Source organism: Streptomyces sp. NPDC102259 (assembly GCF_044766465.1).
Lineage (GTDB): Bacteria > Actinomycetota > Actinomycetes > Streptomycetales > Streptomycetaceae > Streptomyces.
The window spans coordinates 480,916-506,127 of record NZ_JBIWMA010000001.1 but is presented as its reverse complement, the minus strand read 5'-3'; the positions used below and the strand labels follow the sequence as shown (position 1 = coordinate 506,127).

General features: G+C 72.4%; 24 protein-coding genes. 5 read left to right on the top strand and 19 right to left on the bottom strand.

The window, feature by feature from the left end:
- Positions 1-2 precede the first annotated feature (2 nt).
- Positions 3-860: an NAD-dependent epimerase/dehydratase family protein gene (locus ACIRPU_RS02320; protein ID WP_384119436.1), complete on the bottom strand. Its 858-nt coding sequence runs from the start codon at positions 858-860 to the stop codon at positions 3-5.
- 125 nt (positions 861-985) lie between these two features.
- Between ACIRPU_RS02320 and ACIRPU_RS02315 the strand changes: the two genes are divergently transcribed.
- Entirely contained in the window at positions 986-1,852 is an 867-nt protein-coding gene (locus tag ACIRPU_RS02315; protein WP_403860487.1) for a helix-turn-helix transcriptional regulator, read from the top strand.
- Between the two features lie 12 nt (positions 1,853-1,864).
- Here the strand turns inward: ACIRPU_RS02315 and era are convergent, their stop codons facing one another.
- A complete protein-coding gene (gene era / locus ACIRPU_RS02310; RefSeq protein ID WP_403860484.1) occupies positions 1,865-2,818 on the bottom strand; it encodes a GTPase Era in 954 nt (317 codons plus the stop codon).
- 174 nt (positions 2,819-2,992) lie between these two features.
- Here era and ACIRPU_RS02305 point away from each other — a divergent pair, with 174 nt between their 5' ends.
- On the top strand, positions 2,993-4,303 hold the full coding sequence (locus tag ACIRPU_RS02305) for an ammonium transporter (protein ID WP_403860481.1): 1,311 nt from the start codon (positions 2,993-2,995) through the stop codon (positions 4,301-4,303).
- Positions 4,300-4,638: a P-II family nitrogen regulator gene (locus ACIRPU_RS02300; protein ID WP_385564613.1), complete on the top strand. Its 339-nt coding sequence runs from the start codon at positions 4,300-4,302 to the stop codon at positions 4,636-4,638. The genes ACIRPU_RS02305 and ACIRPU_RS02300 overlap by 4 nt, the downstream gene beginning before the upstream one ends.
- A gap of 2 nt (positions 4,639-4,640) precedes the next feature.
- On the opposite strand, the gene ACIRPU_RS02295 is transcribed toward ACIRPU_RS02300, so the two are convergent.
- From ACIRPU_RS02295 to ACIRPU_RS02245, 11 genes are all read right to left on the bottom strand, one after another.
- Positions 4,641-5,681 carry a WxL protein peptidoglycan domain-containing protein gene (locus tag ACIRPU_RS02295; protein WP_403860477.1) on the bottom strand — a complete coding sequence of 347 codons (1,041 nt, stop codon included), beginning with the start codon at positions 5,679-5,681 and terminating at the stop codon, positions 4,641-4,643.
- Positions 5,682-5,853: 172 nt separating this feature from the next.
- Positions 5,854-7,194, bottom strand: a complete 1,341-nt coding sequence (locus ACIRPU_RS02290; RefSeq protein ID WP_403860474.1) for a beta-xylosidase — start codon at positions 7,192-7,194, stop codon at positions 5,854-5,856.
- A 171-nt stretch (positions 7,195-7,365) separates the two neighbouring features.
- On the bottom strand, positions 7,366-7,842 hold the full coding sequence (locus tag ACIRPU_RS02285; RefSeq protein WP_355701266.1) for a hypothetical protein: 477 nt from the start codon (positions 7,840-7,842) through the stop codon (positions 7,366-7,368).
- A gap of 280 nt (positions 7,843-8,122) precedes the next feature.
- Positions 8,123-8,476, bottom strand: coding sequence for a cytidine deaminase (locus ACIRPU_RS02280; protein WP_355701267.1), 354 nt, complete (start codon positions 8,474-8,476; stop codon positions 8,123-8,125).
- Positions 8,477-8,618: 142 nt separating this feature from the next.
- Positions 8,619-8,978 carry an MmcQ/YjbR family DNA-binding protein gene (locus ACIRPU_RS02275; protein ID WP_403860470.1) on the bottom strand — a complete coding sequence of 120 codons (360 nt, stop codon included), beginning with the start codon at positions 8,976-8,978 and terminating at the stop codon, positions 8,619-8,621.
- 108 nt (positions 8,979-9,086) lie between these two features.
- On the bottom strand, positions 9,087-10,394 hold the full coding sequence (locus tag ACIRPU_RS02270; protein ID WP_355701269.1) for a hemolysin family protein: 1,308 nt from the start codon (positions 10,392-10,394) through the stop codon (positions 9,087-9,089).
- On the bottom strand, positions 10,391-10,888 hold the full coding sequence (gene ybeY / locus ACIRPU_RS02265; protein ID WP_355701270.1) for an rRNA maturation RNase YbeY: 498 nt from the start codon (positions 10,886-10,888) through the stop codon (positions 10,391-10,393). Before ybeY ends, ACIRPU_RS02270 begins: the two co-directional genes overlap by 4 nt.
- Positions 10,889-10,901: 13 nt before the next feature.
- Positions 10,902-11,960 (bottom strand): PhoH family protein, encoded by a 1,059-nt coding sequence (locus tag ACIRPU_RS02260; RefSeq protein ID WP_403860465.1) that lies wholly within the window; start codon positions 11,958-11,960, stop codon positions 10,902-10,904.
- Positions 11,961-12,105: 145 nt separating this feature from the next.
- Entirely contained in the window at positions 12,106-13,266 is a 1,161-nt protein-coding gene (locus ACIRPU_RS02255; RefSeq protein WP_403861565.1) for a carbohydrate kinase family protein, read from the bottom strand.
- Between the two features lie 248 nt (positions 13,267-13,514).
- A complete protein-coding gene (locus tag ACIRPU_RS02250; RefSeq protein ID WP_403860462.1) occupies positions 13,515-14,804 on the bottom strand; it encodes a glucarate dehydratase family protein in 1,290 nt (429 codons plus the stop codon).
- Positions 14,801-15,760, bottom strand: a complete 960-nt coding sequence (locus tag ACIRPU_RS02245) for a 5-dehydro-4-deoxyglucarate dehydratase (protein ID WP_403861562.1) — start codon at positions 15,758-15,760, stop codon at positions 14,801-14,803. Before ACIRPU_RS02245 ends, ACIRPU_RS02250 begins: the two co-directional genes overlap by 4 nt.
- A 205-nt stretch (positions 15,761-15,965) precedes the next feature.
- Here ACIRPU_RS02245 and ACIRPU_RS02240 point away from each other — a divergent pair, with 205 nt between their 5' ends.
- Together ACIRPU_RS02240 and ACIRPU_RS02235 are read left to right on the top strand one after the other, a co-directional pair.
- A complete protein-coding gene (locus tag ACIRPU_RS02240) occupies positions 15,966-16,748 on the top strand; it encodes an IclR family transcriptional regulator (protein WP_403860459.1) in 783 nt (260 codons plus the stop codon).
- Between the two features lie 224 nt (positions 16,749-16,972).
- Positions 16,973-18,253, top strand: coding sequence for an MFS transporter (locus ACIRPU_RS02235; RefSeq protein WP_403860456.1), 1,281 nt, complete (start codon positions 16,973-16,975; stop codon positions 18,251-18,253).
- A 219-nt stretch (positions 18,254-18,472) separates the two neighbouring features.
- On the opposite strand, the gene ACIRPU_RS02230 is transcribed toward ACIRPU_RS02235, so the two are convergent.
- From ACIRPU_RS02230 to ACIRPU_RS02205, 6 genes are all read right to left on the bottom strand, one after another.
- Complete coding sequence (locus ACIRPU_RS02230; protein WP_384119400.1) at positions 18,473-19,462, bottom strand: adenosine deaminase; 990 nt, start codon at positions 19,460-19,462, stop codon at positions 18,473-18,475.
- 20 nt (positions 19,463-19,482) lie between these two features.
- Complete coding sequence (locus tag ACIRPU_RS02225; protein WP_403860453.1) at positions 19,483-20,388, bottom strand: ribonuclease Z; 906 nt, start codon at positions 20,386-20,388, stop codon at positions 19,483-19,485.
- A 6-nt stretch (positions 20,389-20,394) separates the two neighbouring features.
- Positions 20,395-20,748: a histidine triad nucleotide-binding protein gene (locus tag ACIRPU_RS02220; protein WP_355701277.1), complete on the bottom strand. Its 354-nt coding sequence runs from the start codon at positions 20,746-20,748 to the stop codon at positions 20,395-20,397.
- A 162-nt stretch (positions 20,749-20,910) separates the two neighbouring features.
- On the bottom strand, positions 20,911-24,147 hold the full coding sequence (locus ACIRPU_RS02215) for a S41 family peptidase (RefSeq protein WP_403860449.1): 3,237 nt from the start codon (positions 24,145-24,147) through the stop codon (positions 20,911-20,913).
- 45 nt (positions 24,148-24,192) lie between these two features.
- Positions 24,193-24,690 carry a hypothetical protein gene (locus tag ACIRPU_RS02210; RefSeq protein WP_403860446.1) on the bottom strand — a complete coding sequence of 166 codons (498 nt, stop codon included), beginning with the start codon at positions 24,688-24,690 and terminating at the stop codon, positions 24,193-24,195.
- A 118-nt stretch (positions 24,691-24,808) separates the two neighbouring features.
- Positions 24,809-25,201 carry a VOC family protein gene (locus ACIRPU_RS02205; RefSeq protein WP_384119393.1) on the bottom strand — a complete coding sequence of 131 codons (393 nt, stop codon included), beginning with the start codon at positions 25,199-25,201 and terminating at the stop codon, positions 24,809-24,811.
- Positions 25,202-25,212 lie beyond the last annotated feature (11 nt).

Here is a 25,212-nt window from a genome sequence, read left to right as displayed (position 1 = left end):
GCCTACAGGGCGCCGGCGTCCCGGGCCGCGTAGACGCTGGGGTACAGCGGGCGGAAACCGAGTTCACGGCGGATGCGTTCGGTGGACGTCAGCTGGAAGAACGGGTCCGGGTCGGTGCGCTCGTAGAGCTCGGCGGGCACGTCGACCCCGTTGAGCTGATGCAGTTCGACCGCCGTGACGGGGGCGTCGTCGGCGATGTTGTAGGCCCGCCCCGCGGCTCCGGGCGCGTGCAGCAGACGCAGCAGTCCCTGGGCGACGTCCACGTGATGGACCATGTGCAGCCGCTGGGCCGCCGCCCAGTCGCCGGCCCACATCAGCGACTGGGCGAGGTGCGGATCGCCCTCGCCGTAGACGAAGGCGAGGCGGCCGACGCGCACGTCCAGGCCGTCCAGCGCGAACAGCTCCCGCTCGGCCACCCCCTTCGCCTCGGGGTACGCCCCCCACATCGCGCCGCCGCCGGGCCGGACCTCGTCGTCCTCGACCAGCGGGCGGCCCCGCCCGAGGCCGTACACCAGTCCCGTGCTGACCTGCACGAAGCGCCGCACACCCGAGGCCAGCGCGGCGCGGCCCAGTTCCACCGCCGCGTCCCGGTTGACGGCCCACGCCTCCTCGTCCGGCACCCCGCGGAAGGAGGCCGCGACGTTCACGACCGCGTCCACCCCGGCCACCGCCTTGCCGAGCGCCTCCGCGTCCCGAAGATCCCCGAGCACGACCTCCGCGCCCAGCTCCGCGAACCGCTCCCCCCGTGCCGCGTCCCGCACCAGGACCCGCACCTTCTCCCCCGCCGCGGCCTGCGCCAGCAGCCTCGGCACAAAGCGCCGGCCGACCTGTCCCGTCGTACCCGTCACCAGTGTCAACATCGTCATTCACTCCTCTTGGTCGGTGCCACCAGCCTCGGACGGAGCGGGGACGACCGGGAGAGACCCGTCGATCAGGGGATCAGCAGTCCCTGGATAAGGCGGGCGGGATGCCGCAGCCTGGAGAGGTGAACCGAGCCGAACTCGCCGACTTCCTACGCCGTGGCCGGGCCCGTCTGACCCCGTCGGACGTGGGTCTGACCCCGGGGGCCCGCCGCCGTACGCCCGGACTGCGCCGCGAGGAGGTGGCCCAGCTCGCGGGCATGTCGGTCGACTACTACACGCGCCTGGAGCAGTCCCGCGGCCCGCGCCCGTCCCGCCAGATGCTGACGGCGCTGGCCCGCGCCCTGCGCCTCACCGCCGACGAGCGTGACCACCTGTTCCACCTGGCCGACGAGGAGCCGCCGCGCCGGGAGACCGCGTCGGCGCACGTCCCGCCCGGCCTGATGCTGATCCTGGACCGCCTGCACGACACCCCGGCGCAGGTGGTCACCGACTGCGGCGAGGTGCTGGCCCAGAACGCGATGGGCAGGGCACTGACCCACGATGTGATGTCCCGCCCCCCGCGCGAGCGCAACCTGCTCCGCCTCTACTTCCTGGACCCGGCCGCGCGCACCCTGTTCCCGGAGGAGGACCGCGCGGAGCACGCCCGCGTCCACGTGGCCAATCTGCGCGCGGTGGCCGCCGCCCGCCCCGACGACCCGGAACCGGCCGCGCTGGTCGCCGAACTCCGGGCGTCGAGCGAGGAGTTCGCCCGCCTGTGGGAGGAACACGAGGTGTCCCTGCGCCACCGGGCGACGAAACGCTTCCAGCACCCCCTGGTGGGCCTGCTGGAACTGGACTGCGAGGTCCTCCTCAGCCACGAGCACCACCAGCTCCTCGTCATCCACACAGCCCGCCCGGGCACGGAGGCCTACGAGCGGCTGGAGTTGCTGAGGGTGGTGGGGCTCCAGGACATGTCCCCACAGGGAACGATCCCTCGACGGAGGGGTTAGAACCCCGGACGGTCAGAACCCCAGCTTGCGCAGCTGCTTCGGGTCGCGCTGCCAGTCCTTCGCGACCTTCACGTGCAGGTCGAGGAAGACCGGCGTGCCCAGCAGCGCCTCGATCTGCTTGCGGGACTTGATGCCCACGTCCTTCAGGCGCTTGCCCTTGGGGCCGATGATGATGCCCTTCTGGCTGGGGCGCTCGATGTAGATGTTCGCGTGGATGTCGAGCAGCGGCTTCTCCGCCGGACGGTCCTCGCGCGGGAGCATCTCCTCGACGACGACCGCGATGGAGTGCGGGAGCTCGTCCCGTACGCCCTCCAGCGCCGCCTCGCGGATCAGCTCGGCGACCATCACCTGCTCGGGCTCGTCCGTCAGGTCGCCCTCGGGGTAGAGCGGCGGGCTCTCCGGGAGCATCGGGGCGAGCAGGTCCGCCAGCAGCCCGACCTGCTGGTCGCCGACCGCCGAGACCGGCACGATCTCCGCCCACTCGAACCCCAGCTCCTTGCCGAGCTGGTCGATCGCGATGAGCTGCTCGGCGAGCGTCTTGGAGTCCACGAGGTCGGTCTTCGTCACGACCGCGACCTTCGGGGTCCGCTTGATCCCGGCCAGCTCCTTGGCGATGAAGCGGTCGCCGGGGCCCAGCTTCTCGTTGGCCGGCAGGCAGAAGCCGATGACGTCGACCTCGGCCCAGGTGGCGCGCACGACGTCGTTGAGCCGCTCGCCGAGCAGGGTGCGCGGCTTGTGCAGGCCCGGGGTGTCGACCAGGATCAACTGGGCGTCCGGGCGGTGCACGATGCCCCGTACGGTGTGCCGGGTGGTCTGGGGACGGTTCGAGGTGATCGCCACCTTCTTCCCGACCAGAGCGTTCGTGAGGGTGGACTTGCCCGCGTTGGGACGGCCCACGAAGCAGGCGAAGCCGGCGCGGTGGAGGGCCTCGGCGGACTGCTCGGATGACTGGTTACGAACGCTCATGGCCCCCATTCTCCCTGATCCACGGAGCCCCGCCGCACACACGAGCGGCAGTGCCCTCCCGCGTGAGCTCCCGGAAACCTCCACGCAACGAAACGTCACGGAAACACACCTGTACGCGACCGGAAACCGGAAGCGGTGAACCTCTGACGAGCCCCCGCATCGTTGGAGACCCACGTGACCCTGGCCGCCGCCCATGCGAACACCGGCGACACCGCCTGGCTGCTCGCCGCCACCGCCCTCGTCCTGCTGATGACCCCGGGTCTGGCCCTCTTCTACGGCGGCATGGTCCGCACGAAGAGCGTGCTCAACATGCTCATGATGAGCTTCGTGTCGATCGCGCTGGTCACGGTCGTCTGGCTGGCGGCCGGCTACTCGCTCGCGTTCGGTGAAGACGCCGGGGGCGGACTGATCGGCGGCCTGGAACATGCCGGGATGGCGGACCTCGGCCCGGACAGCGTGCAGGGCACGGTCCCCACCCTCCTGTTCGCCACCTTCCAGCTCACCTTCGCGATCATCACGGCCGCCCTGATCAGCGGCGCGATCGCGGACCGGGCGAACTTCGGCGCGTGGCTGGTCTTCGTACCGGTCTGGGCGCTCCTCGTATACGTTCCCGTCGCGCACTGGGTGTGGGGCCCCGGTGGCTGGATCCTCGACCGCCTCGGCGCCCTGGACTTCGCCGGCGGTCTCCCCGTCGAGATCACCTCGGGCGCCTCGGGGCTGGCGTTGTGCCTGGTCCTGGGCCCGCGCCTGGGCTTCAAGAAGGACGCGATGCGTCCCCACAACCTCCCCATGGTGATGCTGGGCGCGGGTCTGCTCTGGTTCGGCTGGTTCGGTTTCAACGCGGGCTCCGCACTCGGCGCGAACGGTCTGGCGGCCGCCGCCTTCCTCAACACCCTGGCCGCCGGCTGCACCGGTCTGCTCGGCTGGCTCTTCGTCGAACAGAAGCGCGACGGCCACCCGACGACGCTGGGCGCGGCGTCCGGCGCGGTCGCGGGCCTGGTGGCCATCACGCCCTCCTGCGGCTCGGTCTCCCTGCTCGGCGCCCTGGTCGTCGGCCTCGCGGCCGGTGTCGTCTGCTCCTACGCCGTGGGCTGGAAGTTCAAGCTGAACTACGACGACTCCCTCGACGTGGTCGGCGTCCACCTGGTCGGCGGGATCATCGGCACGCTCCTCATCGGCGTCTTCGCGGTGGACACCATGACCGGCGGCGCCGAGGGCCTCCTCTACGGCGGCGGGCTCACCCAGCTCGGCAGGCAGCTGGTCGCCGTGATCGTCGTGGGGGCGTACGCCTTCACCGTCACGTACGGCATCGGCAAGGTCCTCGACAAGACGATCGGCCTGCGCGCGCACGAGGACCACGAGCACACCGGCCTGGACCTTACGGTGCACGCCGAGACCGCATACGATCACGGCGTCCTGGGCCACGGCGCCCCGGTCGGCTCGCACTCCGTCCTCTCCCCCCAGAAGGTCAAGCCACAGGAATGAAGCTCATCACCGCGATCGTCAAGCCCTACCGCCTCGACGAGGTCAAGACGGCCCTCCAGGAGCTCGGCGTACATGGCCTGACCGTGACCGAGGCCAGCGGCTACGGCCGGCAGCGTGGCCACACCGAGGTGTACCGGGGCGCCGAGTACCAGGTCGACCTCGTGCCCAAGGTGCGCATCGAGGTCGTCGTCGAGGACGCGGTCTCCGACGCCGTGATCGACGCGGTGGTGCTGGCCGCACGGACCGGGAAGATCGGGGACGGGAAGGTCTGGGCCCTGCCGGTCGAGACCGTCGTGCGGGTGCGGACCGGTGAGCGGGGGCCCGACGCGCTGTAGCGTCAGCCTCCGGCGGGTTGGCCGACTTTCGTCCGCGGGTCCGCCGCGGCTGGTCGCGCCCCGCGGCGGAGCCGCAGAAGGCCAGCGCCCCGCGCCCCTGGGCGGCTGGGCCCCGCGGGCCCTCGCCGCCTTCTGATCAGCAGCCACACCCCTGCCGCGATCCCCGTCGTCAGCAAGGCCACCACCAGCCACGGCACCGCCACGAAGGACGCTGTCGCCGACTCCTTCGTGTCCTTGGCGGTCGCCGTCAGCCGGACGTCGGTCCAGTCGAGCTGGGGTGCGTCGGCCCAGCGTTCGGTGAGGCGGACGCGCTGGCCCGGGAGGAGCTGGGACGGGATCTTCTTCAGGTCCCGGGTCAGGAGCGTACGGCCGAACAGGCCGCTCGCCTTCAGCTCCACCTTCGGCGCGAGAGTGACGTTGCCGGTGTTGTGCAGGGTGTAGGAGATCGTCGCCGTGCTGTCGCCGAGACCGGGGATCAGCGGCTGGCCGTGGCTGATCTCGACGTTCTCGACGGCGAGGGCGGGCAGCGTGGGCCCGCCGACCTGGAGGTAGACCCGGGCGCCGACGGCCCGCTGGACGCCCAGCGCGACCCCGCCGTCACCCTGTTCGACCCGTTCGTCGAGGGCGACGATCGCCCCCGGATGGTCGCCGGGCTCGGCGCCCTCGGGCACCCGCACGGTGAACGGCACGGTGACCGTCGCGCGGCCGGGCACGGTGACCCGGTCCTTCGGCAGCTCGGCCCACGCGCCCACGCCCCGCATCTTCTCGCCGAGCGACTTCACGGCGAAACCGCCGTCGCGCGCGGTGTTGTAGGCGTCGGCCGCGTACAGCCGGAAGGTGAGGGGCTCGTCCGTCTTGTTGGCGACGACGACCTTGTCCTCGATCGTCTGCCCGGGATCGGCGGAGACATAGAAGTAGGGCCGCGCGGCGACGGCCGAGGAGACGGGATAGACCGACCAGCTGCCGTTGTCGGCGGCGCGGGCGGGGGTCGCGAGCGTCAGGAACAACAGCAGCGGCAGGAGGAGGACGTACGGCTTGCGCATGGGTGCGGACCCCCCAGCGAACGGGCCCCGGCTGACGGGCCCCGACGAACGGGCTTCGACGATGGGACTTCGACCGTCGGGCTGCGGCGCTTGGGCTTCGACGGTCGGGTGGACGGGCGGGTGCGGACCTGTGGGGCGGGCGCCCGGCCACCGGTGGACGTGATGCCTACGCTCAGGTGAGCGTGAGGGTCAGGACGCCGGCGTAGCTGCCCGGAGGCGTGAACGACGGTACGTCGAGGGACAGTTGGGCGTCGGTGGTGAACTCGCCACCGGTGGCCGTGCCGTCGGGCGTGGACGCCAGGGTCGCCCCCGCGGCGCCGACCGAGCCCGCCGAACCGGCCTGACAGACGCTCGGGCTGCCCGCCTTGGTGGTGCACGCGGGCGTCCAGCTCAGCTTGCCGGCGTCGATCTTGGCGCCGGGGCCGCTGAAGTCGGTGACCTTGCCGGTCAGGGACCAGCCCGCGGGCCCGCCGCGGAAGTCCTTGACGGTCACGGTCTGGAGCGCGCCGGTCGAGGCCCCGCCCTGGCCGAAGTCGACCGCGGACAGCTGGACGGCGTCCCCGGCCTGGGACATCGACAGCGTGCCCGCCCGGACCGTGGTGGTCACCTTCTGGCTGCCCTCCGGTACGGGCTGGTCGTCGATGACGACATACGCGACCGGTCCGGCGCCGAGGTCCGAGCTCCACGCGCCGCCCTCGTACGCCACGACACCGGTCGTGGTGAGGTCGCTGACGACGAGCGAGCCCGAGATGCCGCCCTGCGCGTCCGCGGTCACGGTCGCCGTGTCCGCGGTCTGGGCGGACGCGGAGCGCCCGGCCAGCGTGACGGTCGCGCCCGCGGTGAAGCCGCTGCCGGTGACGGCGACGGCCGCGCCCGGACTCCCGGAGGCCGAACCCAGCGAGATCGCACGGGTGTTGGCCGGCGGGTTGTCCGCGGCGGTGACGGTCTCCGACACCGGGGCGGGCGGGTTGGTCACCGTGCAGGGGGTGTCCAGCTCCAGGATGTAGCTGGTGTGGATGTTGTAGTCACCGGGCGAGAGGGTGATCGCGCCGGGCGTGGTGACCGTGAAGGTGCCGGTCATGGAGAACGACGGGAAGGCTCCCTTGCCGGGCACCGGGTCGTTCTTCTTCGGCCCCGTGACCGTGACGCTGCCGGTCTGCGCGCCGCCGAGGGTGACCTTGCCCGTCGGCGTCATGATGTCGGCCGGCAGGGCCAGGTCGGTGGGGTTGCTCGCGGCGGGCGTGACCACCGTGTACGTGACGGTGACGGTGTCGCCGACCGCGGGACTGGTGTTGTCCGCCGTGATCTTCGCGGTGGTGGTGCCGTCGATCGGCGGGAGGCCCGCGATCGCCGGCGGGATGCAGTGCGTGTCGAAGTCTACGTTGGACGCGGCGCCGGCCGGGGCCGCCAGCGCCCCGCCGGCGGTGACCGCGAGCGCGGTCGCCCCGAGCAGCGACGCCCAGCGCCGTCTTCGGGAACCTCGGGTGCTTCCGGAACTTCGGGGTGAACCCATGTTGCCCCCTCCTCCAGGGTGCGGGCGCAGCGGCTCTTCTGCGCCGACAGGGGGCATTGAGATGCGGATCGCGCGAGAAGTCAATGGACATCACGCGGTGAACTGATGGGCCGTCAGTTTCCTGGTCTCGCCAGGGAACTGACGGCCTGTAGGCTCAGTTTCCAACCGCTATCAGCTGAACACGAACGGGCCGGGCGCCTGCGCCGCGCTCGCCGTACAGGTGACGGTGATCCCGAAGACGACCATCTTCAGGGAGCCGCCGTAGAAGTTCAGGCTGTCACCGGAGGCCACGGTCCCGTTGAGCGGACCGACCGTGATCGAGGAGCCGGCCGGCATGGCGGGGTTCACGGTGCCGGAGAAGACCCTCGCGGCGCCGGTCGAGTTCGCCATCGTGAGCGTGGAACTGATGCTGTTCGCACCGATCGCGATCGGCGTGGTGATCGCGGTGGACGTCAGCTTGAGGGTGGCGGCCGTGCCCGTCTGGGTGGCCGTGAGGGTGGCTGCGCCGCCTCCGAAGAGACCGCAGTTGGCCGTGACGGTCGCCGTCAGCGGGGTGACGGCGACAGCCGAGGGCGCGAGGGCCAGTCCGGTGACCGCGAGGGCCCCGACCAGCATTGCCGCACCTGATCCGATTCGCTTGCCTCTCATGGGATCCGCTCCCTTCCCGAGTACGGGAATCCATGTGGGGGGTGGATGGACGGGAGATGCCGACGGACCACCGCCCGGGAGGGATGGGTGCGGACACCCTGCCCGGGTGAAGATCGGACGCCCGGATCGGACGCCCGGATCGGACGCCCAGATCAGACGCCCAGATCTGACGGTCCGTCGGAACTTGCGGTTCCATTGATGCGCGAGCGATACGAGAACGGCAAGGTTGAAAACCGGCCTACCTCCGGCCGGCCCCCCGGTGAGCCGCCTCCGGCTCCCCTCAGCCCGCGGACACGGTGAGCCGGACGGTCCCGTCCGGCGAGGCCACCAGCACCGGCGTCCCCGCCCCGCCGAGATCCCGTACGGCGGCCAGGTCGGCCTCGGCGGCCGCCTCCGACGAGGTCACCACCGCCGCCGCCTCCAGCGACTCCGCCCCCGAGGCCACCGCCATGGCCACCGCCGTCTGGAGCGCGCTCAACCGCAGCGACGGCAGATCCACCGTCCCCGCGACATACGTACGTCCGGTCTCGTCCCGTACGGCGGCCCCCTCGGGCACACCGTTGCGGGCCCGCGCGGAGCGGGCCAGGGTGACGATCTTGCGGTCCTCGGGGTCGAGCGCGTTGCTGTCGGTCATGCCCCGAGCATACGAAGAAACGATCCGCACACCGCGTCTGCCCTGCTCGTCCGCGTGACGCGTGGTGCCGCCACCACCGGTAGGGGCGACTGCCAGGCCGTTCCGATGGCCGGAAGGGCTCGGGCCGGACGTCCGCGGGGGCTCAGGGCCGGTCGAGCCGCAGCCGCTCGGCCCGCGGCAGACCGGCGACCACCAGGTCGTAGGAGTCCTCGACGAGTTCCCGCACCAGCCGGTCCGGGAGCGTCCCGTCGACCGTCACCGTGTTCCAGTGCCGCTTGTTCATGTGCCACCCGGGGACGATCAGCCCCTCGTGCTCACCGCGCAGGCGCACCGCGTCGTCCGGGTCGCACTTGAGGTTCACCGTCAGGGGCCGCGCGTCCAGGGTCGTCAGGGCGAACAGCTTGCCGCCGACCTTGAAGACCGAGGTCTCCGGCCGGAAGGGGAAGTCCTCCACCGCCTCATTGAAGGAGAGACACAAGTCGCGCAGTTCCTGAGGTGTCACTCCGTCACTCCTTCACTCCGCCAGTCCGTCATCACGCCAGGCCGTCGAGCCGTCGAGCCGTCAGTGAGCCATGCCGTCGCTCGGTACCGTGGCTCAGGCCGGGCCCCGTCATTCGGGTTTCGTCTCGTCCTCCGGCCGGTCCGCCGGTTTCACCGGCTCCACCAGCACCGTGACGATCTTGTTCCGGCGGCCGGCCGCTGTCTCCGCCGTCAGTCGCAGCGCGCGCCCGTCCGGCAGGTCGACCACGCTCGACGCCCCGGCGATGGGCACCCGGCCCAGGGCCTTGGCGAGCAGCCCGCCGACGGTCTCCACGTCCTCGTCGTCGTACTCCTCGATGCCGTACAGCTCGCCGAGGTCGGTGATGTCGAGGCGGGCGGTGACCCGGTGGCGGTCGTCGCCGAGCTCCTCCACCGGCGGGAGTTCACGGTCGTACTCGTCGGTGATCTCGCCGACGATCTCCTCGAGGATGTCCTCGATGGTGACGATGCCGGCCGTGCCGCCGTACTCGTCGATGACGACGGCGACGTGGTTGCGGTCCTGCTGCATCTCCCGCAGCAGGTCACCGGCGTTCTTGGTGTCGGGGACGAAGGCGGCGGGCCGCATCGCCGTCGACACCAGTTCGCCCTCGGCGTCCCGGTTGATGTGCGTCTTGCGGACCAGGTCCTTCAGGTACACGATGCCGACGATGTCGTCCTCGTTCTCCCCGGTCACCGGTATGCGGGAGAAACCGGAGCGCAGGGCGAGGGTCAGCGCCTGGCGGATGGTCTTGTACCGCTCGATGACGACGAGGTCGGTCCTCGGGACCATGACCTCGCGTACGAGGGTGTCGCCGAGCTCGAAGACGGAGTGCACCATGCGGCGCTCGTCGTCCTCGATCAGGGACTCCTTCTCGGCGAGGTCGACCAGCGCGCGCAGCTCCGCCTCGGAGGCGAAGGGGCCCCGGCGGAAGCCCTTGCCGGGGGTGAGCGCGTTGCCGATGAGGATCAGGAGCGACGGGATCGGGCCCATGATCCGCGCCAGCGGGAGCAGCACGTACGCGGCGGCCGTCGCGGTGTTCAGCGGGTGCTGGCGGCCGATGGTGCGCGGGGACACGCCCACGGCGACGTACGACACGAGGACCATCACGCCGATCGCCGCGAACAGGGCCGCGGTCGTGCCGTCGATCTGCTGGAGGCAGGCGTAGGTGACCAGCGCGGCGGCCGCCATCTCGCAGGCGACGCGGACCAGCAGCGCCACGTTCAGATAGCGGGTGGGGTCGGCGGCGATCTGCGCCAGCTTGGCGCTGCCCCGCCGGCCGGACCGTACGGCCTCCTCGGCGCGGAAGCTGGAGACGCGCGCGAGGCCCGCCTCCGCGCAGGCGGCGAGCCAGGCGACGACGACCAGGGCGATCGCGCCGGCGATGAGGGTGGGACTCATGAGACGGTCGGGGCCGGGGACGGGCCGGTCAGGCCCTTCTCCGCACGCCAGCCGTCGACGATCGCGGCCTGGAGACCGAACATCTCGGCCTTCTCGTCGGCCTCCTCGTGGTCGTAGCCCAGCAGGTGCAGCACCCCGTGGACGGTGAGCAGTTGGAGCTCCTCGTCCATGGAGTGCTGCGTCGGCGCCTCCGTGCCCTGCCGGGCGGCGACCTCGGGGCACAGCACGATGTCGCCGAGGAGGCCCTGCGGGGGCTCGTCGTCGTCCTTCGACGGCGGACGCAGCTCGTCCATCGGGAAGGACATGACGTCCGTCGGCCCCGGCAGGTCCATCCACTGGATGTGCAACTGCTCCATGGCGTTCTCGTCCACGACGATCACCGAGAGCTCGGAGAGCGGGTGGATGCGCATCCGCGCGAGCGCGTAGCGGGCGATGTCGAGGATCGCCTGCTCGTCGACCTCGGTTCCGGACTCGTTGTTGACGTCGATCGACATGGTGCTGACTTGTCTACTTCCGCTTGTTACGGCCGCCCTTGTGGGTGCCGTTCTCCGTACCGTTCTCGTTGTCGTACTGCTCGTACGCGTCGACGATACGGCCGACCAGCTTGTGCCGGACGACGTCCTGGGACGACAGGCGGGAGAAATGGACGTCGTCCAGCCCCTCCAGGATGTCCTGGACCTGGCGCAGACCCGACTTCGTGCCGTTCGGCAGGTCGACCTGGGTCACGTCACCCGTGATCACGATCTTCGATTCGAAGCCGAGCCGGGTGAGGAACATCTTCATCTGCTCGGGGCTCGTGTTCTGAGCCTCGTCCAGAATGATGAAGGCGTCGTTCAGGGTCCGTCCCCGCATGTACGCCAGCGGGGCCACCTCGATCGTCCCCGAGGCCATCAGCTTGGGGATCGAGTCCGGGTCCAGCATGTCGTGCAGGGCGTCGTACAGCGGGCGCAGGTACGGGTCGATCTTCTCGTACAGCGTGCCCGGGAGGAAGCCGAGCCGCTCCCCCGCCTCGACCGCCGGGCGGGTCAGGATGATGCGGTTGACCTGCTTGGACTGGAGGGCCTGGACCGCCTTGGCCATGGCCAGATAAGTCTTGCCGGTACCGGCCGGGCCGATGCCGAAGACGATCGTGTGCTTGTCGATCGCGTCGACGTACCGCTTCTGGTTGAGGGTCTTGGGTCTGATGGTGCGACCGCGCGAGGACAGGATGTTCTGCGTCAGAACCTCGGCCGGGGTCTCCTGGCCGTCACTCGTCCCGTTCTCACTCGCCCGCAACATGGCGATCGAGCGTTCCACTGCGTCCTCCGTCATCGGCTGCCCGGTGCGGAGCACCAGCATCATCTCGTCGAACAGGCGCTGGACGAGAGCGACTTCCCGTGGGTCGCCGACCGCGCTGATCTCATTGCCCCGGACGTGGATGTCAGCCGCCGGGAAGGCCGTCTCTATCACGCGCAGGAGGGAGTCTCCGGATCCCAGCACCGCCACCATGGGGTGCTGGGCGGGAACGGTGAACTGTGCTCTCGCCTTGCCCTGCGCGGGCGTGTGAGCTGTGGGTGTCTGAGTCATAGGCCGGCCCGAAGGCCTCTACGTCCTCCCGGATGCGTCTCGCCTGCCACAAGGGCGGCCTGGCGAGTTCAAGGGTACGCCAGGGGACTGACAACGCCGTAGGGCTTTTACGGGTCCGACGACGGTCCGGTGCCGGGTCCGGCGCCTATGCCGAGCGGCCGAAACCGATCGTCGGCACCGCTCTGCGCAGCGGCCAGGGGGTGGCCTCCTCCGCCGCCGTGAGCAGGGCCGGGAGCAGGCTGTCCAGGAAGGCGTAACGCCGCAGCGCCTCGGGGTCCTGGCTCTCGACCGACTGGACCCTGCGCCACCAGGCCGCGATCTCGGACCAGCCCGGGGCGGAGAGCGAGCCGCCGAACTCCTGCACGGAGAGGGCCGCCGTCAGGCCGGCGAAGGCGAGTCGGTCGGCGAGCGGCCAGTCGGCCAGCGTGCCGGTGACGAAGCCGGCCACGAAGACGTCCCCCGCGCCGGTCGGGTCGAGGGCCTCGACGGCGATGGCCGGGACCTCGGCGGACTCGCCGGTGCGCCGGTCCACGGCGTAGGCGCCGTCCGCACCGAGCGTCACGACCGCGAGCGGTACGTGCTCGGTGAGGGCGTGGGCGGCGGCGCGGGGACAGGTGGCGCCGGTGTAGCGCATGGCCTCCTCGGCGTTCGGCAGGAAGGCCTCGCAGTGCGCCAGGTCGGTGAGGCCGGCCAGGTCCCAGGCGCCGGTGTCGTCCCAGCCGACGTCGGCGAAGATGCGGGTGCCGCGACCGGCGGCCCGCTCGATCCAGGGGTCGCGCCTGCCCGGGGTGAGGGAGGCGACGGCGGCGCGGGCGTGCGGCGGGTGCTCCGGGGCGCCCTCTTCGACCAGCACGGCTTCCAGCGGCGGTTCGTGTCCGTGGGAGACCATGGTCCGCTCGCCCTCGTAGGCCATGGAGACGGTGACGGGCGAGTGCCAGCCGGGGACGGAGCGCGAGGTGCTGAGGTCGATGCCCTCGCCCTGTTCGAGGGCGTCCCAGCAGTACTCGCCGTAGTGGTCGTCCCCGAAGGCCGCCGCGAGGGAGGTGCGCAGGCCGAGCCGGGCGAGGGCGGTGGCCATGTTGGCGACGCCGCCCGGGCTCGAGCCCATGCCGCGCGCCCAGGACTCGGTCCCGCGCACCGGGGCGGAGTCGAGTCCGGTGAAGATGATGTCGAGGAAGACGGTGCCGGTGAGGTAGACGTCCCACGGTGGGTCGTCGGGGGCGCGCCGGGCGGCCAGGGGGTCGACCCGGGCGGCCTGGCAGATCTGGCCGGCCTTGCCCGCCTTGCCTGCCTTGGCGCCGGTCATGCCGCCGCTCTTGCCGGCCTTGGCGGTCTGGCGGTGGCGTCCCTCTCCGGTGGACGCGTTGGACGCGGTCACGGTGCGCTCCCTGACGTGGTGCCGATCTGGCCAGTGTGCACCACGCCACCGACAACGCGCCGTCCGTCACACGCGGGCCGGGAGCACCTACCGCTCGGTACGGCGCCGGTCCCGGGCGGGCCGGGCTCGAGGAGGCCGGGGCCCGGCATCCGCCGTCTCCCCGGGTCGGCGCCGCGTCACCAGCGGGGGACGGACGGGGTGACCCAGTCGGGGTCGGCCAGCCGCATGGCCGCCGCGTCGTCGCGCTCGCGCAGGGCGCCGTCGTCGTCGAGCCAGCGCCGGTGCAGGAACCGGAGCCTGTCCCGGTCGAGTTCGACGCCCAGGCCGGGCGCGTCCGACACGGTGACCCTGCCGTCGTCGAAGGTGAGGCGTTCGGTGAGGACGTCCTCCGACTGCCAGGGGTAGTGGGAGTCGCAGGCGTGGTGGAGGTTCGGGACGGTGGACGCCACATGGGTCATGGCGGCCAGCGAGATGCCCAGGTGGGTGTTGGAGTGCATGGAGATCGCGACGCCGAACGTCCGGCAGATCTCGGCGAGTTGCCGGGTGTTGCGCAGTCCGCCCCAGTAGTGGTGGTCGGAGAGGACGACCTGGACGGCGTCGCGGGTGAACGCCTCCTTGATCTCGGCGAACGTCGTCACGCACATGTTGGTGGCGAGCGGCACGTCGGTCCGCGCGGCCACCTCGGCCATGGCCGGGGTGCCGAGGGCCGGGTCCTCCAGGTACTCGAGGATGCCGCCGATCTCGTCGGCCACCTTCAGCGAGGTAGCCACGGACCAGGCGCCGTTGGGGTCGAGGCGCAGCGGGTGGCCGGGGAACGCCTCGGCCAGCGCCCGTACGGCGGCGATCTCCTCGTCCGGCGGGAAGACGCCGCCCTTGAGCTTGAAGGAGGTGAAGCCGTAGCGCTCCTTGAAGCGTCGGGCCTGCTCGACGACCCCGGCCGGGTCGACGGCGGCGCCCCAGTCGTCCCGCTCCGCGGGGACGCCCTCGGGGTGGTCGGCCCACTTGTAGAAGAGGTAGGCGCTGTATTCGACCGTGTCGCGCACCTTGCCGCCGAGCAGTGTGTGCACGGGCAGGCCGAGCGTCTTGCCGAGGGCGTCGAGGCAGGCGACCTCGAAGGCGGAGACGACGGAAAGCCGCAGCTTGTCGGCGGTCTGGACGCCGCGCAGCCCGCCGACGTCGACCTGTCCGGAGACGCGGGAGCTGTCGACGGCGACCTCGTCGGCGAGGGTGAACAGGCCGTTCAGGTCGCTCACCGGTCGGCCGTGCAGCTTCTCGGCGAACGGGCGGGCCAGTTCCAGGTACTTGGTGTCGCCGTAGGTCTCACCGACGCCCGTGACCCCGTCCGCCGTCTCGACCTCCACGATCAGCCGGGGCGTGTACGGCTGGTGCACGCCCTGTGTGTTGAGCAGGGGCGGGTCGGCGACCAGGATCGGGGTCAGGCGGACGTCGGTGATCGTGAGGTTCACAGCGCGGCTCCTACGAGGTCGAGGCCGGTGTTCAGGAGGGTTCGCAGGTCGGCGAGGTCGGTGGGCGAGGGGTCGGTGAGCGGGGCGCGGACCGGGCCGACGGGTAGGCCGCGCAGTCGGGCCGCCGCCTTGACCAGGGACACGGCGTATCCGGGTACCCGGTCGCGGAGTTCGACGAGCGGGACGTAGAAGTCGCGCAGCAGCCGGTCCACCGTCTTGTCGCCCCTGTCGCCCCTGTCGCCCCTGTCGCCCCTGTCGCCTCTGTCACCTGTGTCGCCCGTGTCGCCTCGGTCGCGCAGCGCGGTGAAGAAGGCGTTCGCGATCTCCGGGGCGAAGGCGTGGACGGCGGAGGAGTAGGCGGGGACGCCCACGGTGGCGTAGGCGCGGGCCTGGATCTCGGCGGTGGCGGCGCCGTTGAAGAAGAGGAAGCCGTCGGGGGCGGCGAGGGTGAGCCGCTGGAGGCGGTCGAGGTCGCTGTGGCCGTCCTTGAGGCCGATGACGCCCGGGATCGCGGCGACGCGCCGCAACGAGGCGGCGGTGAAGGCGACCTGGCCGCGCTGGTAGGCGATGAGGGGCAGCCGGGTGCGGGCGGCGAGCTGTTCCAGCTGGGCGACGAGGCCGTCCTGCGGGGCGGCGACGAGGTAGTGCGGCAGGACGAGGAGGGCGTCGGCGCCGGCCTCTTCGGCGATGCGCGCGAACCGGGCGGCCTGGGCCCAACCGTAGCCGACCCCGGCGACGACGGGCAGGCGGCCGCCCGCCTCCTCGACGGCGATCGTGACCACCTGCCGGTACTCGTCCTCGTCGAGGGAGAAGAACTCGCCGGTGCCGCAGGCGGGGAAGACGGCGCCGGGTGCGGTCGCGATCCGCTCCGCGACATGCGTGCGGAAGCCGTCGGGGTCGAGGGAGCCGTCGTCGTGGAAGCTCGTGAGCGGGAACGACAGCACCCCCTGTGTCATGCCGTCCCGCAGGCGTCGGACGGTTTCCCTGTCGAGGTCCCTGTCGAGGCTCACCCTCGGCCATCTCCCTATGTAGACGTAATCCATGTATGAAGATGGAGATTAGATACGCGAACGCCGACCGTCAATGGGCGCGCCTGGCCCTGCGCTGCGGCGCCCCGACCAGGCGGGCACCCCTCGACCCGCACACCCTTACGATCGGCACATGTCGGAGACAGGCGGCGTCCGCGAGGTGAAGTCCGCGGCGCGCACGGTCGAGCTGCTGGAACTGCTCGCGGCGCGCGGCGACCGGCCGGCGCGCCTCCAGGAGCTGGCGGACGAGCTGGGGGTGCCGCGCAGCTCGATGTACGCGCTGCTCCAGACCCTGATCAGCCGGGGCTGGGTGCGCACGGACGTGACCGGCTCCCTGTACGGCATCGGCATCCACGCCCTGCTGACCGGCACGAGCTATCTCGACTCCGACCCGCGCGTGCGGCTGGCGCGGCCCTACCTCGACGAGGCGTCCGAGGCGCTGGGCGAGACGATCCACCTGGGGCGGCTGGACGGCCGCGGCGTGGCGTACCTGGCGACGCGCGAGTCGCACGAGTACCTGCGCACGATCAGCCGGGTCGGGCGACGGCTCCCGGCGCACGTCGGCGCGCTCGGCAAGGCGCTGCTGGCGCAACGGCCGGACGACGAGCTGCCCGAGGGGCCGTACGAGGCGTTCACCCCGCACTCCCGCACGAGCCGTCAGGCGCTGCTCGCCGACCTCGCCGGGGTACGGGCGCGGGGGTACTCCGTGGACCGCGAGGAGGGCGTCCTCGGCATCGTCGGTTTCGGGTTCGCGCTGCGCTACGACACCCCCGCGCAGGACGCGGTCAGCTGCTCGGTGCCGGTGGCCCGGCTGACGCCGGAGCACGAGGAGCGGATCGTCGCGGTGATGCGGGAGATCAGGGCGAAGATCGAGGCGACGGCGCCGGGTTCGAGCGGCGCCCCCAACTGGCGCTAGCGCACGCCCCGTTCACCCGCGCTTTCACGGCGTCAACCGGCAGGGAAGGGCGCTGCGAATACCCCTCTCCCTCCACCCCAAACACAAAGTGATCCACATCACCCACCCCGCGCTTTTTCTCACACCGCGTGCTTGATACAAATTGCCCGCGCGTTCCTGTCCGTCGACGGTCGGCGCCCCACCCCTCTTCCTGAGCCGTCCCTTTCGCATGCCCTGGAACGCCCGTGTTCGCCCCACGCCCCACCCTGCCCTGGCCCGTCGTCGCCCTGTTCACGGCCGGGTACCTCGCCCCCTACCTGCTGCCGACCGTGGTCGGCCGACTGGACGCCGGGCTGCCGCTGTCCGCCACCGAGGCCGGAGCCGTCGGCAGTGCGCTGCTGCTCGGTTCGGCCGCCGCCGGATTCCTGCTCGCCTCCCGCGTGGAGCGGATCGGGGCGCGGACCCTCGCCCGGATCGGACTGACGCTCGCCGTGCTCGGCTACGGCGGTGCCGCCCTCGCCGGTGAGGTGAGCGCCGTCATCGCGGGCGCGGTCCTCGGCGGCTTCGGCTCCGGCACGGTCACCACGGTCGCCGCCACCCGGATCGCCGCCCATCCCGACCCGCACCGCGTCTCCACGGCGGGTCTGCTCGGGGTCTCCGCGCTCGCGGGTGCCGTCTATCTGACGGTGCCGCACCTGGGCGCGGGGCACGGGCAGCCGCTGGCCGCCATCGCCCTCACCGCGCTCGCGGTCTGGCCGCTGACGGGGCGTCTGCCCGGCCGGACGGCGCCCGCCCGGACCCGCCGCGAGGACCGACCGCGGCTGCCCCGGCTGCGTGCCGGACTCGTCCTGGCCGCCGCCATGCCCTGCTGGTCGCTGGTCCAGAACTCGCTCTGGGGCGTGAGCGGGCGCATCGGCCTGACCCAGGCGCACCTCAGCGAGGCCGGCGTCGGCGTCGTCTTCGCGGTGGCGCTGGGAGCCGGGCTCACCGGAGTGCTGGGCGCGGGGGCGCTCGGGGCGCGGCTCGGGCGGGCGGTGCCCATCGGCGCCGGGACCGTTCTGATCGCCGGCTGTGTCGTCGCCAGCGCCCGCGCGACCGGGCCGGTGAGTTTCGCGGCCGGCGAGATCGCCTGGAACACGCTCTACCCGATCGTGCTGTCGTACCTGATCGGACTGGCCGCCTCGCTCGACCCGCGGGGCCGCTGGGCGGTGCTCGTCGGGTCGGCGGGCTCGCTGGGGACGGCGGCGGGGCCGCTGACCGGGAGCGTGCTGTCGGCCTGGGCCGGGTTCCCGGTGATGGGGCTGGTGCTGGGGGCCGGGCTGCTCGTCGTCGCGGTGCCGATGACCGCCGTCGCCCTGCGCACGGGCGGCGGCCCGCGGTTCGCGGGCGCGGTCCGACGGCGGGGCGGCGCCCTGGAACCGCAGGTGGTGGAGATCCCGGTGGAGGGCTCGGCGGTACCCGTCCGGGAGGCGTACGGCACGGCCGGACCCCGGCGGGCGGGCGCCGCGCCGGGGTCCGGTGACTGAGGCCGCCCGACCGGCCTGTCGTCGCCCGCTCCTCGGCTCGCGCCGCCCTTGCCCGCCGGTGGACGTACCGGCCCGCCGCGGTGAGCGGCAGCGCCGGGCCCGCCGACGTGCCGGTGCCGCCGGTCGTGCCGGAGCCGGTGCCCGTCGTGCCGCCGGACGCGCCCGACCAGGACAGATCGGCCAGGACAGATGGGCCAGGACAGACCGACCGGGACAGGTCTAGAACGTGTAGGCGTCGACCTCCGCGAGGTACCGCGCCCGCCGCTCCTCGTCGTCCTCCAGGAAGGAGGCGACGAAGGAGTTGCGGGCCAGCTCGCGCAGCCGCTCCTCGCCCAGGCCCAGGGCGGCGCCCACGGCGTCGAAGTTGTCGCCGGCGTAGCCGCCGAAGTAGGCGGGGTCGTCGGAGTTGACCGTGCACAGCAGCCCGGCGTCGAGCATGGCGGGCAGCGGGTGGTCGGCGAGGACGTCGACGGTGCGCAGCCGCACGTTGGACAGCGGGCACAGCGTCAGCGGGATCCGCTCCCGCACCAGCCGCGCCACGAGCGCCGGGTCCTCCATGCACCGGAGCCCGTGGTCGACGCGCTCCACGCCGAGCACGTCCAGGGCCTCGGTGATGTACTCCGGCGGCCCCTCCTCACCGGCGTGCGCGACGCGCCGCAGCCCGAGAGCGGCCGCCGCCTCGTACACCTCGCGGAACTTCACCGGCGGATGCCCGACCTCGGCGGAGTCCAGACCGACACCGATGATCCGGTCGAGGTGGGGCCGCGCCGCCTCCAGGGTCTCCAGCGCCGACTCGGCGGACTCGTCGCGCAGGAAGCACATGATCAGACGCGTCGAGATGCCGTGCTCGGCCTCGCTGTCGCCCAGCGCGCGCCACAGCCCGTCCACGACCGTGCTCATGCCGATCCCGCGGGCGAGGTGGGCCTGCGGGTCGAAGAAGATCTCCGCGTGCCGCACGCCCTGCGCGGCGGCCCGCGCGAGGTAGGCGTTCGCGAGGTCCTCGAAGTCGCGCTCGGTGCGCAGGACCGCCATGAGCTCGTAGTACAGGTTCAGGAACGACTGGAGGTCCTCGAACTGGTACGCCTTGCGGAGCTCGTCCGTGTCGGCGTACGGCAGCGCGACCCCGTTGCGGGCGGCCAGCTCGAAAGCCAGCTCCGGCTCCAGGGTTCCTTCGATGTGCAGGTGCAGTTCAGCTTTGGGGAGGGGCATCAAAGCATCGTACGACCGTTTTACCGGCGTTTCGGAACCGGCACCCGCAGCAGGTCATGCGCCACGGTCAGCTCGCCCTCGAACCCGGCCGCCCGCGCCTGCCGCTCGAATTCCTCCGGCTCGGAGTAACGCTGGCTGAAGTGGGTGAGGACCAGATGCCGCACCCCGGCGTCACGGGCCACCCGCGCGGCCTGACCGGCGGTCAGATGACCGTGGTCGGTGGCGAGTTGCTCGTCCTCGTCGAGGAAGGTCGACTCGATGACGAGCAGATCGGCGCCGTCCGCGAGCGTGTGCACCCCCTCGCACAGCCGGGTGTCCATGACGAACGCGAACCGCTGCCCGCCGCGCACCTCGCTGACGTCGTCCAGCGACACCCCGTCGATCGAACCCTCCCGCTGGATCCGGCCGACGTCCGGCCCCTTGATGCCGTGCGCGGCCAGCCGCTCGGGCAGCATGCGGCGGCCGTCGGGCTCGACGAGCCGGTAGCCGTAGGACTCGACGGGGTGCGAGAGCCTGGCGGCTTCGAGACGGTAGGACGCGGCGGTGTCGAGGACTCCGTCCGCGTCGACCGGGGCCTCGGTGATGCCGACGGTCTCGCGGTAGGCGGTGGAGTAGCGCAGCCGGTCGAAGAAGCGCTGCCCGGAGCGCGGGTAGTGCGCGGTGACCGGGTGCGGGACCTTGTCCAGGTTGATGCGCTGGATGACACCGGCGAGGCCGAGGGAGTGGTCGCCGTGGAAGTGCGTGACGCAGATCCGGTTGAGGTCGTGCGCGGCGACCCCGGCGCGCAGCATCTGCCGCTGGGTGCCCTCGCCCGGGTCGAAGAGGATGCCCTCGCCGTCCCAGCGCAGCAGGTAGCCGTTGTGGTTGCGATGCCGGGTCGGGACCTGGCTGGCGGTGCCGAGGACCACCAGTTCACGTACGGACACCGCGGCCTATCCGGGGGGCCAGTGCAGGCCTCGGCCGCCGACGACGTGCGCGTGGGCGTGCCAGACGGTCTGGCCGGCTCCGGCGCCGGTGTTGAAGACGACGCGGTAGCTCTCCAGCTTGTCCTCGTCCGCGACCGCCTGCGTCTCGCGCAGCACGTCGGCGGCGAGCTCCGGCGCGCCGGCGGCCAGGGCCGCGGCGTCCCGGTAGTGCGCCTTCGGGATCACCAGGACGTGGGTGGGCGCCTGCGGGTTGATGTCCCGGAAGGCGATGGTCGTCTCGGTCTCCCGCACGATCGTCGCCGGGATCTTCCCCGCGACGATCTTGCAGAACAGACAGTCGTCCTGCGGTTCCCCTGCCATGCGGGCTCCTCCTCAGACGGTTGATCAGTACGGGTGCATGGTAGCGGGGGGCTGCCGCCCCCCCGGGTTGCTCGCTCTTCTCCCCACCGAGTCGGGTGGTGGGTGGGCATAGGCCGGGGGTCCAGGGGGCGGAGCCCCCTGGGACGGCGACCGCGACCCCGGTCACGGCAGGACGGGCGGCACCTTCGCCGGGGTCTCCTGGAGGGCGGCGAGGGCCAGCGAGATCGCCTCGTCCAGCTGGACGTCCCGCTCCGCCGCGTAGTCCTGGGGCCGGGTGACCACCTCGACGTCGGGATCGACGCCGTGGTTCTCCACGCCCCACTCGTACCCCTCCAGCCAGAACGCGTACTTGGGCTGCGTGACGAGCGTCCCGTCCACCAACCGGTACCGGCTGTCGATCCCGATCGTCCCGCCCCAGGTGCGCGTGCCCACCACCGGCCCGATTCCGAGCGCCTTGATCGCCGCGTTGACGATGTCCCCGTCGGACCCGGAGAACTCGTTGGCGACGGCGACGACGGGCCCTCGGGGCGCGTCCTCCGGATAGCTGGACGCCCGCATCCCGCGCGGCAGGTCCCAGCCGACGATGCGCCGGGCGAGCTTCTCGACGACCAGCTGCGAGGTGTGCCCGCCCCGGTTCTCCCGGACGTCCACGATCAGCCCCTCCCGCGCGACCTCCACCCGCAGGTCACGGTGGATCTGGGCCCACCCGGGCGCCTGCATGTCGGGCACGTGCAGATACCCGAGCCGCCCGCCGGAGGCCTCGTGCACGTACGCCCGCCGGTCCGAGACCCACGCGTGGTAGCGCAGCGCCTCCTCGTCCGCGACGGGGACGACGACGGCGTGCCTCGGCTCGCCCCCGCCGGACGGCGAGATCGTCAGCTCGACGACCCTGCCCGCGGTGCCGACGAGCAGCGGTCCGGGCCCGGTGACCGGGTCCACCGGCTGGCCGCCGACGGCGACGACGGCGTCACCGGCCCGCACCGCGACGCCGGGTGCGGCGAGCGGGGACCGCGCGTCGGGGTCGGAGGTCTCCGAGGGCAGGACCCGGTCGATGCGCCAACTGCCGTCCGGGTGAAGGGAGATGTCGGCGCCCAGCAGACCCTGTCGGGCGCCGCCGCCACGGCCGCCGCGCGGCGTGACGTAGGCGTGCGAGGTGCCGAGTTCGCCGTGCACCTCCCACAGCAGGTCGACGAGGTCGTCGTGGGTGGCGACCCGTTCCAGCACGGGCCGGTAGCGGTCGAGGACGCCGTCCCAGTCGACGCCGCCCAGATCCGGCCGCCAGAAGTTGTCCCGCATGATCCGGCCGGTCTCGTCGTACATCTGCCGCCACTCGGCGGCCGGGTCGACGGTGCGGCGGATCCGGCCGAGGTCGACGGTGATGTTGCTGTCGCTGTCCTCGTCGCCGGAGGCGCGCCGGTCGCTCGGGACGACCTTGAGCTTGCCGTCCGCCCACAGCAGCAGCCGCTTGCCATCGCCGCTGACCTCGAAGCCGTCGGCGTCGGCGGCGAGGTGCTCGATGCGCTGCTGGGCGAGGTCGTAGCGCTCCAGCTCGGTGTGCGGGTCGGGGTCGTCCGGGGTGGCCCGGGAGGCGCCGAGGACCCCGCGCACCGGGTGCCGCAGCCACAGCACGCCGTCCTTCGCCGCGGCGAGGCCGGAGTACCGGCCGGCCTCCACGGGGAAGGGGACTATCCGGTCGGCGAGGCCTTCGAGGTCGATCCGGGTGGTCGGGGTGCCCTCGCTGTCGGGCGTCTCGTCCTTGTCGGGCGCCTCGAAGGGCCTGCCGTGCCGCTGCGGGCCGAACGGGGACGGGGTCGTCGCCGCGAGGGTGATGAGGTGCGGGCGGGCCCCGGCCACGAAGGACAGGTCGAAGACGTGCTCGTCGTAGACCGGGTCGAAGGCGCGCGTGGAGAGGAACGCGAGGTGCTTGCCGTCGAGGGTGAAGGCGGGCGCGTAGTCCCGGAAGCGCAGCGGGGTCGCCTCGGTGACCGACAGGTCGGTGACGCCTGCGAGCTTGAGCTGGCTGAGCGGGCGCGGCCCGGGGTGCGACCAGGCCAGCCATGCCGAGTCGGGCGAGAAGACCAGGTCGGACACCTCGCCGTCGGTGCTGCTGTCGACCTCGCGGACCTCGCCGGTCTCCCGCTCCACGAGCAGCAGCCGTCCGTCGTGCGCGGCGACGGCGGCCCGGCTGCCGTCGGGCGCCATGGCGAGCTCCAGGACCCGCCCGAGCCGTCCGGCGGCGAGCCGGCGCGGAGTGGCGCCGGGGGCCGTCCCGGTGGCCGGGGCGAACTCCAGCGCGTCCTCGCCCTCCGCGTCCGTCACCCACACGACCCACTCCTCGCCCTCCGTGCGGAAGGTGCGCGGCAGCCGGGCCCGGACGCCGGGTTCGGTGGCGAGCGCGCGGGCGGGGCCGTTGCGGTGGGTCACCCAGTGCACGGCGCCGCGCACCTCCACGGCGCTGCCCCGCGCGGTGTGGTCGGGCGCGGCCCCGCCCAGCCACCGGGAGGCGGCCACGGGGTAGGGGCGGCGGTCGTTGCGCTGCCCGCCGAGCCGGATGTCGAGGCGGCGCGGTTCGGCGCCGTCCAGGTCGTCCAGCAGCCACAGCTCGCCGGCGGACATGTACACGACCCGGGTGCCGTCACCGGCGGCGTGCCGGGCGTAGAACCCTCCCCCGCTCTCGGCTTCGCTCGAGCGGGAGGTGCCCCCATGCGGGGTGTGCCGCCGCAGGTCGGACCCGTCGGCGAGGGACGAGTACAGCGCCCCGGTGCCCTCGTGATCGGAGAGGAACGCGATCCGGTCGCCCGCCCAGACCGGGTACTCGATGTTCCCGTCGAGCTCCTCGTGCAGCCGGACGAACTCCCCGTCGCCCTCCCGGTCGATCCACAACTTGCCCGCCGTACCGCCCCGGTAGCGCTTCCAGTGGGCGGCCTCGCGTCCCATCGGCGCGGACAGCACCACGGTGTGCGGGCCGTGCGCGACCGTGCCGACCGGCCCGTACGGCAGGGTCGTCGCCGGTCCGCCGTCGACGGGGACGGCGCGGGCCCAACTGCGGCGCAGGGTCGCCTGGTCGTGGGTGCTGACGGCGAGGACCCGGCCGTCCGGGGTCCAGCCCCGCACCCGGGTCTGCCAGCTCCCCCAGTACGTCAGCCGGGTCGACGGGCCGCCGTCGACGGGGGCGATGTGCACCTCGGGGGCGCCGTCGCGGGTGGAGGTCCAGGCCACGGTGGTGCCGTCGGGAGAGATGCGCGGCAGGGTGACCGGCACGTTGTCGGCGCTGACCCGCCAGGCGCGGCCGCCGTCGAGGGGAGCCAGCCACACGTCGTCCTCGGCGGCGAAGGCCACCGACTCGCCGTGCAGGTGGGGGTATCGGAGGTATGCGGCAGGCGTCGCGGACTGTGTCACCGAATCACTGTATGCAACGGCTGGACCGCAGGTCAGGGGTTTCGATCACTTCTTTCCGCCACCCCCGCCCCCGCCCCCGCTCACGGTCTCGGTGACGGTGACGGTCACGGTGACCGTCGGCCGGCCGCCGGGCCGGTCGGAACCGGACGGCGCGACCGGCGACGGCGTCGCGGACGCGCAGTCACCGAGCCCGCTCACCCGGAACAACTGCTTCTTGCCGACGACGGCGGTGAGGTCCCCCCGCACACAGGCGCCGTCGACCGCCCGCGCGACCTGGCCCTCGACCGTGATGTCCCGCCCGTCGGCGGTCTTCCCCTGGCAGTCCACGGAGGCGACGGTCCCCGCCTTCTCCTGGTCCTCGTACTGAGCCGTGCAGGTCAGCCAGCGCACGTCCACGTCCCGCCGCTGGATCTCGGCCGTCGCGGCCTCGTCGGTGGTGTACGCCACGGACATGCTGCTCAGTCCGCCCGGCTCGCACCCGACCGCGCCGACCGTCGCCACGGCCGCCAACGGAAGAAGCCAAATCCGTCTCAATGCCCCCATGGACGGCAGCGTGCCACTCGGGCCGTCGGTGCGGTAGCCCGTATGCGGTCACGTTCCGCGCGGGTCCCGCGTGGACGCCGGAAGCGTGGACGCGCGGCTGAGCGCACCGCCGTCGCGGTCAGCCGCGCAGCAGCAGCCACTCCTGAAGTTCCACCAGATTGCCCTCCGGGTCCTTCAGATGGGCCACGCGCATCCGGTCGCCCATCGGGGCGGGGCCGTGGATCAGGGTGGCGCCGCGGGCGGTGATCCGCGCGCACATGGCGTCCAGGTCGTCGACGCGCAGGGCCACCAGGGAGCGGTGCCCGTTCGCCGTGCCGCCCAGTTCGCCGAGCACCTCCGCCATCATCGCGCGGTCCTGGATGGCTATCCCCGTCGAACCGGTGGCGGGCGAGAACTTCTCGTACGGTCCCCGCTCCGCGCCCGACTGCGGCTTGAGGCCGAGGACCTCGGCGTAGAAGCGGTAGCAGGCGGCGAAGTCGGTGACCAGCAGCCTTACCTGGACGAATTCCACAATGTCCTCCG

Bases quoted from the DNA above. Each gene is read 5' to 3' on its own strand.
- ACIRPU_RS02320 (WP_384119436.1), bottom strand. From the start codon at position 860: ATGTTGACACTGGTGACGGGTACGACGGGACAGGTCGGCCGGCGCTTT.
- era (WP_403860484.1), bottom strand. From the start codon at position 2,818: ATGAGCGTTCGTAACCAGTCATCCGAGCAGTCCGCCGAGGCCCTCCAC.
- ACIRPU_RS02300 (WP_385564613.1), top strand. From the start codon at position 4,300: ATGAAGCTCATCACCGCGATCGTCAAGCCCTACCGCCTCGACGAGGTC.
- ACIRPU_RS02295 (WP_403860477.1), bottom strand. From the start codon at position 5,681: ATGCGCAAGCCGTACGTCCTCCTCCTGCCGCTGCTGTTGTTCCTGACG.
- ACIRPU_RS02290 (WP_403860474.1), bottom strand. From the start codon at position 7,194: ATGGGTTCACCCCGAAGTTCCGGAAGCACCCGAGGTTCCCGAAGACGG.
- ACIRPU_RS02285 (WP_355701266.1), bottom strand. From the start codon at position 7,842: ATGAGAGGCAAGCGAATCGGATCAGGTGCGGCAATGCTGGTCGGGGCC.
- ACIRPU_RS02280 (WP_355701267.1), bottom strand. From the start codon at position 8,476: ATGACCGACAGCAACGCGCTCGACCCCGAGGACCGCAAGATCGTCACC.
- ACIRPU_RS02270 (WP_355701269.1), bottom strand. From the start codon at position 10,394: ATGAGTCCCACCCTCATCGCCGGCGCGATCGCCCTGGTCGTCGTCGCC.
- ybeY (WP_355701270.1), bottom strand. From the start codon at position 10,888: ATGTCGATCGACGTCAACAACGAGTCCGGAACCGAGGTCGACGAGCAG.
- ACIRPU_RS02260 (WP_403860465.1), bottom strand. From the start codon at position 11,960: ATGACTCAGACACCCACAGCTCACACGCCCGCGCAGGGCAAGGCGAGA.
- ACIRPU_RS02255 (WP_403861565.1), bottom strand. From the start codon at position 13,266: ATGACCGGCGCCAAGGCAGGCAAGGCGGGCAAGGCCGGCCAGATCTGC.
- ACIRPU_RS02245 (WP_403861562.1), bottom strand. From the start codon at position 15,760: ATGACACAGGGGGTGCTGTCGTTCCCGCTCACGAGCTTCCACGACGAC.
- ACIRPU_RS02240 (WP_403860459.1), top strand. From the start codon at position 15,966: ATGTCGGAGACAGGCGGCGTCCGCGAGGTGAAGTCCGCGGCGCGCACG.
- ACIRPU_RS02230 (WP_384119400.1), bottom strand. From the start codon at position 19,462: ATGCCCCTCCCCAAAGCTGAACTGCACCTGCACATCGAAGGAACCCTG.
- ACIRPU_RS02220 (WP_355701277.1), bottom strand. From the start codon at position 20,748: ATGGCAGGGGAACCGCAGGACGACTGTCTGTTCTGCAAGATCGTCGCG.
- ACIRPU_RS02210 (WP_403860446.1), bottom strand. From the start codon at position 24,690: ATGGGGGCATTGAGACGGATTTGGCTTCTTCCGTTGGCGGCCGTGGCG.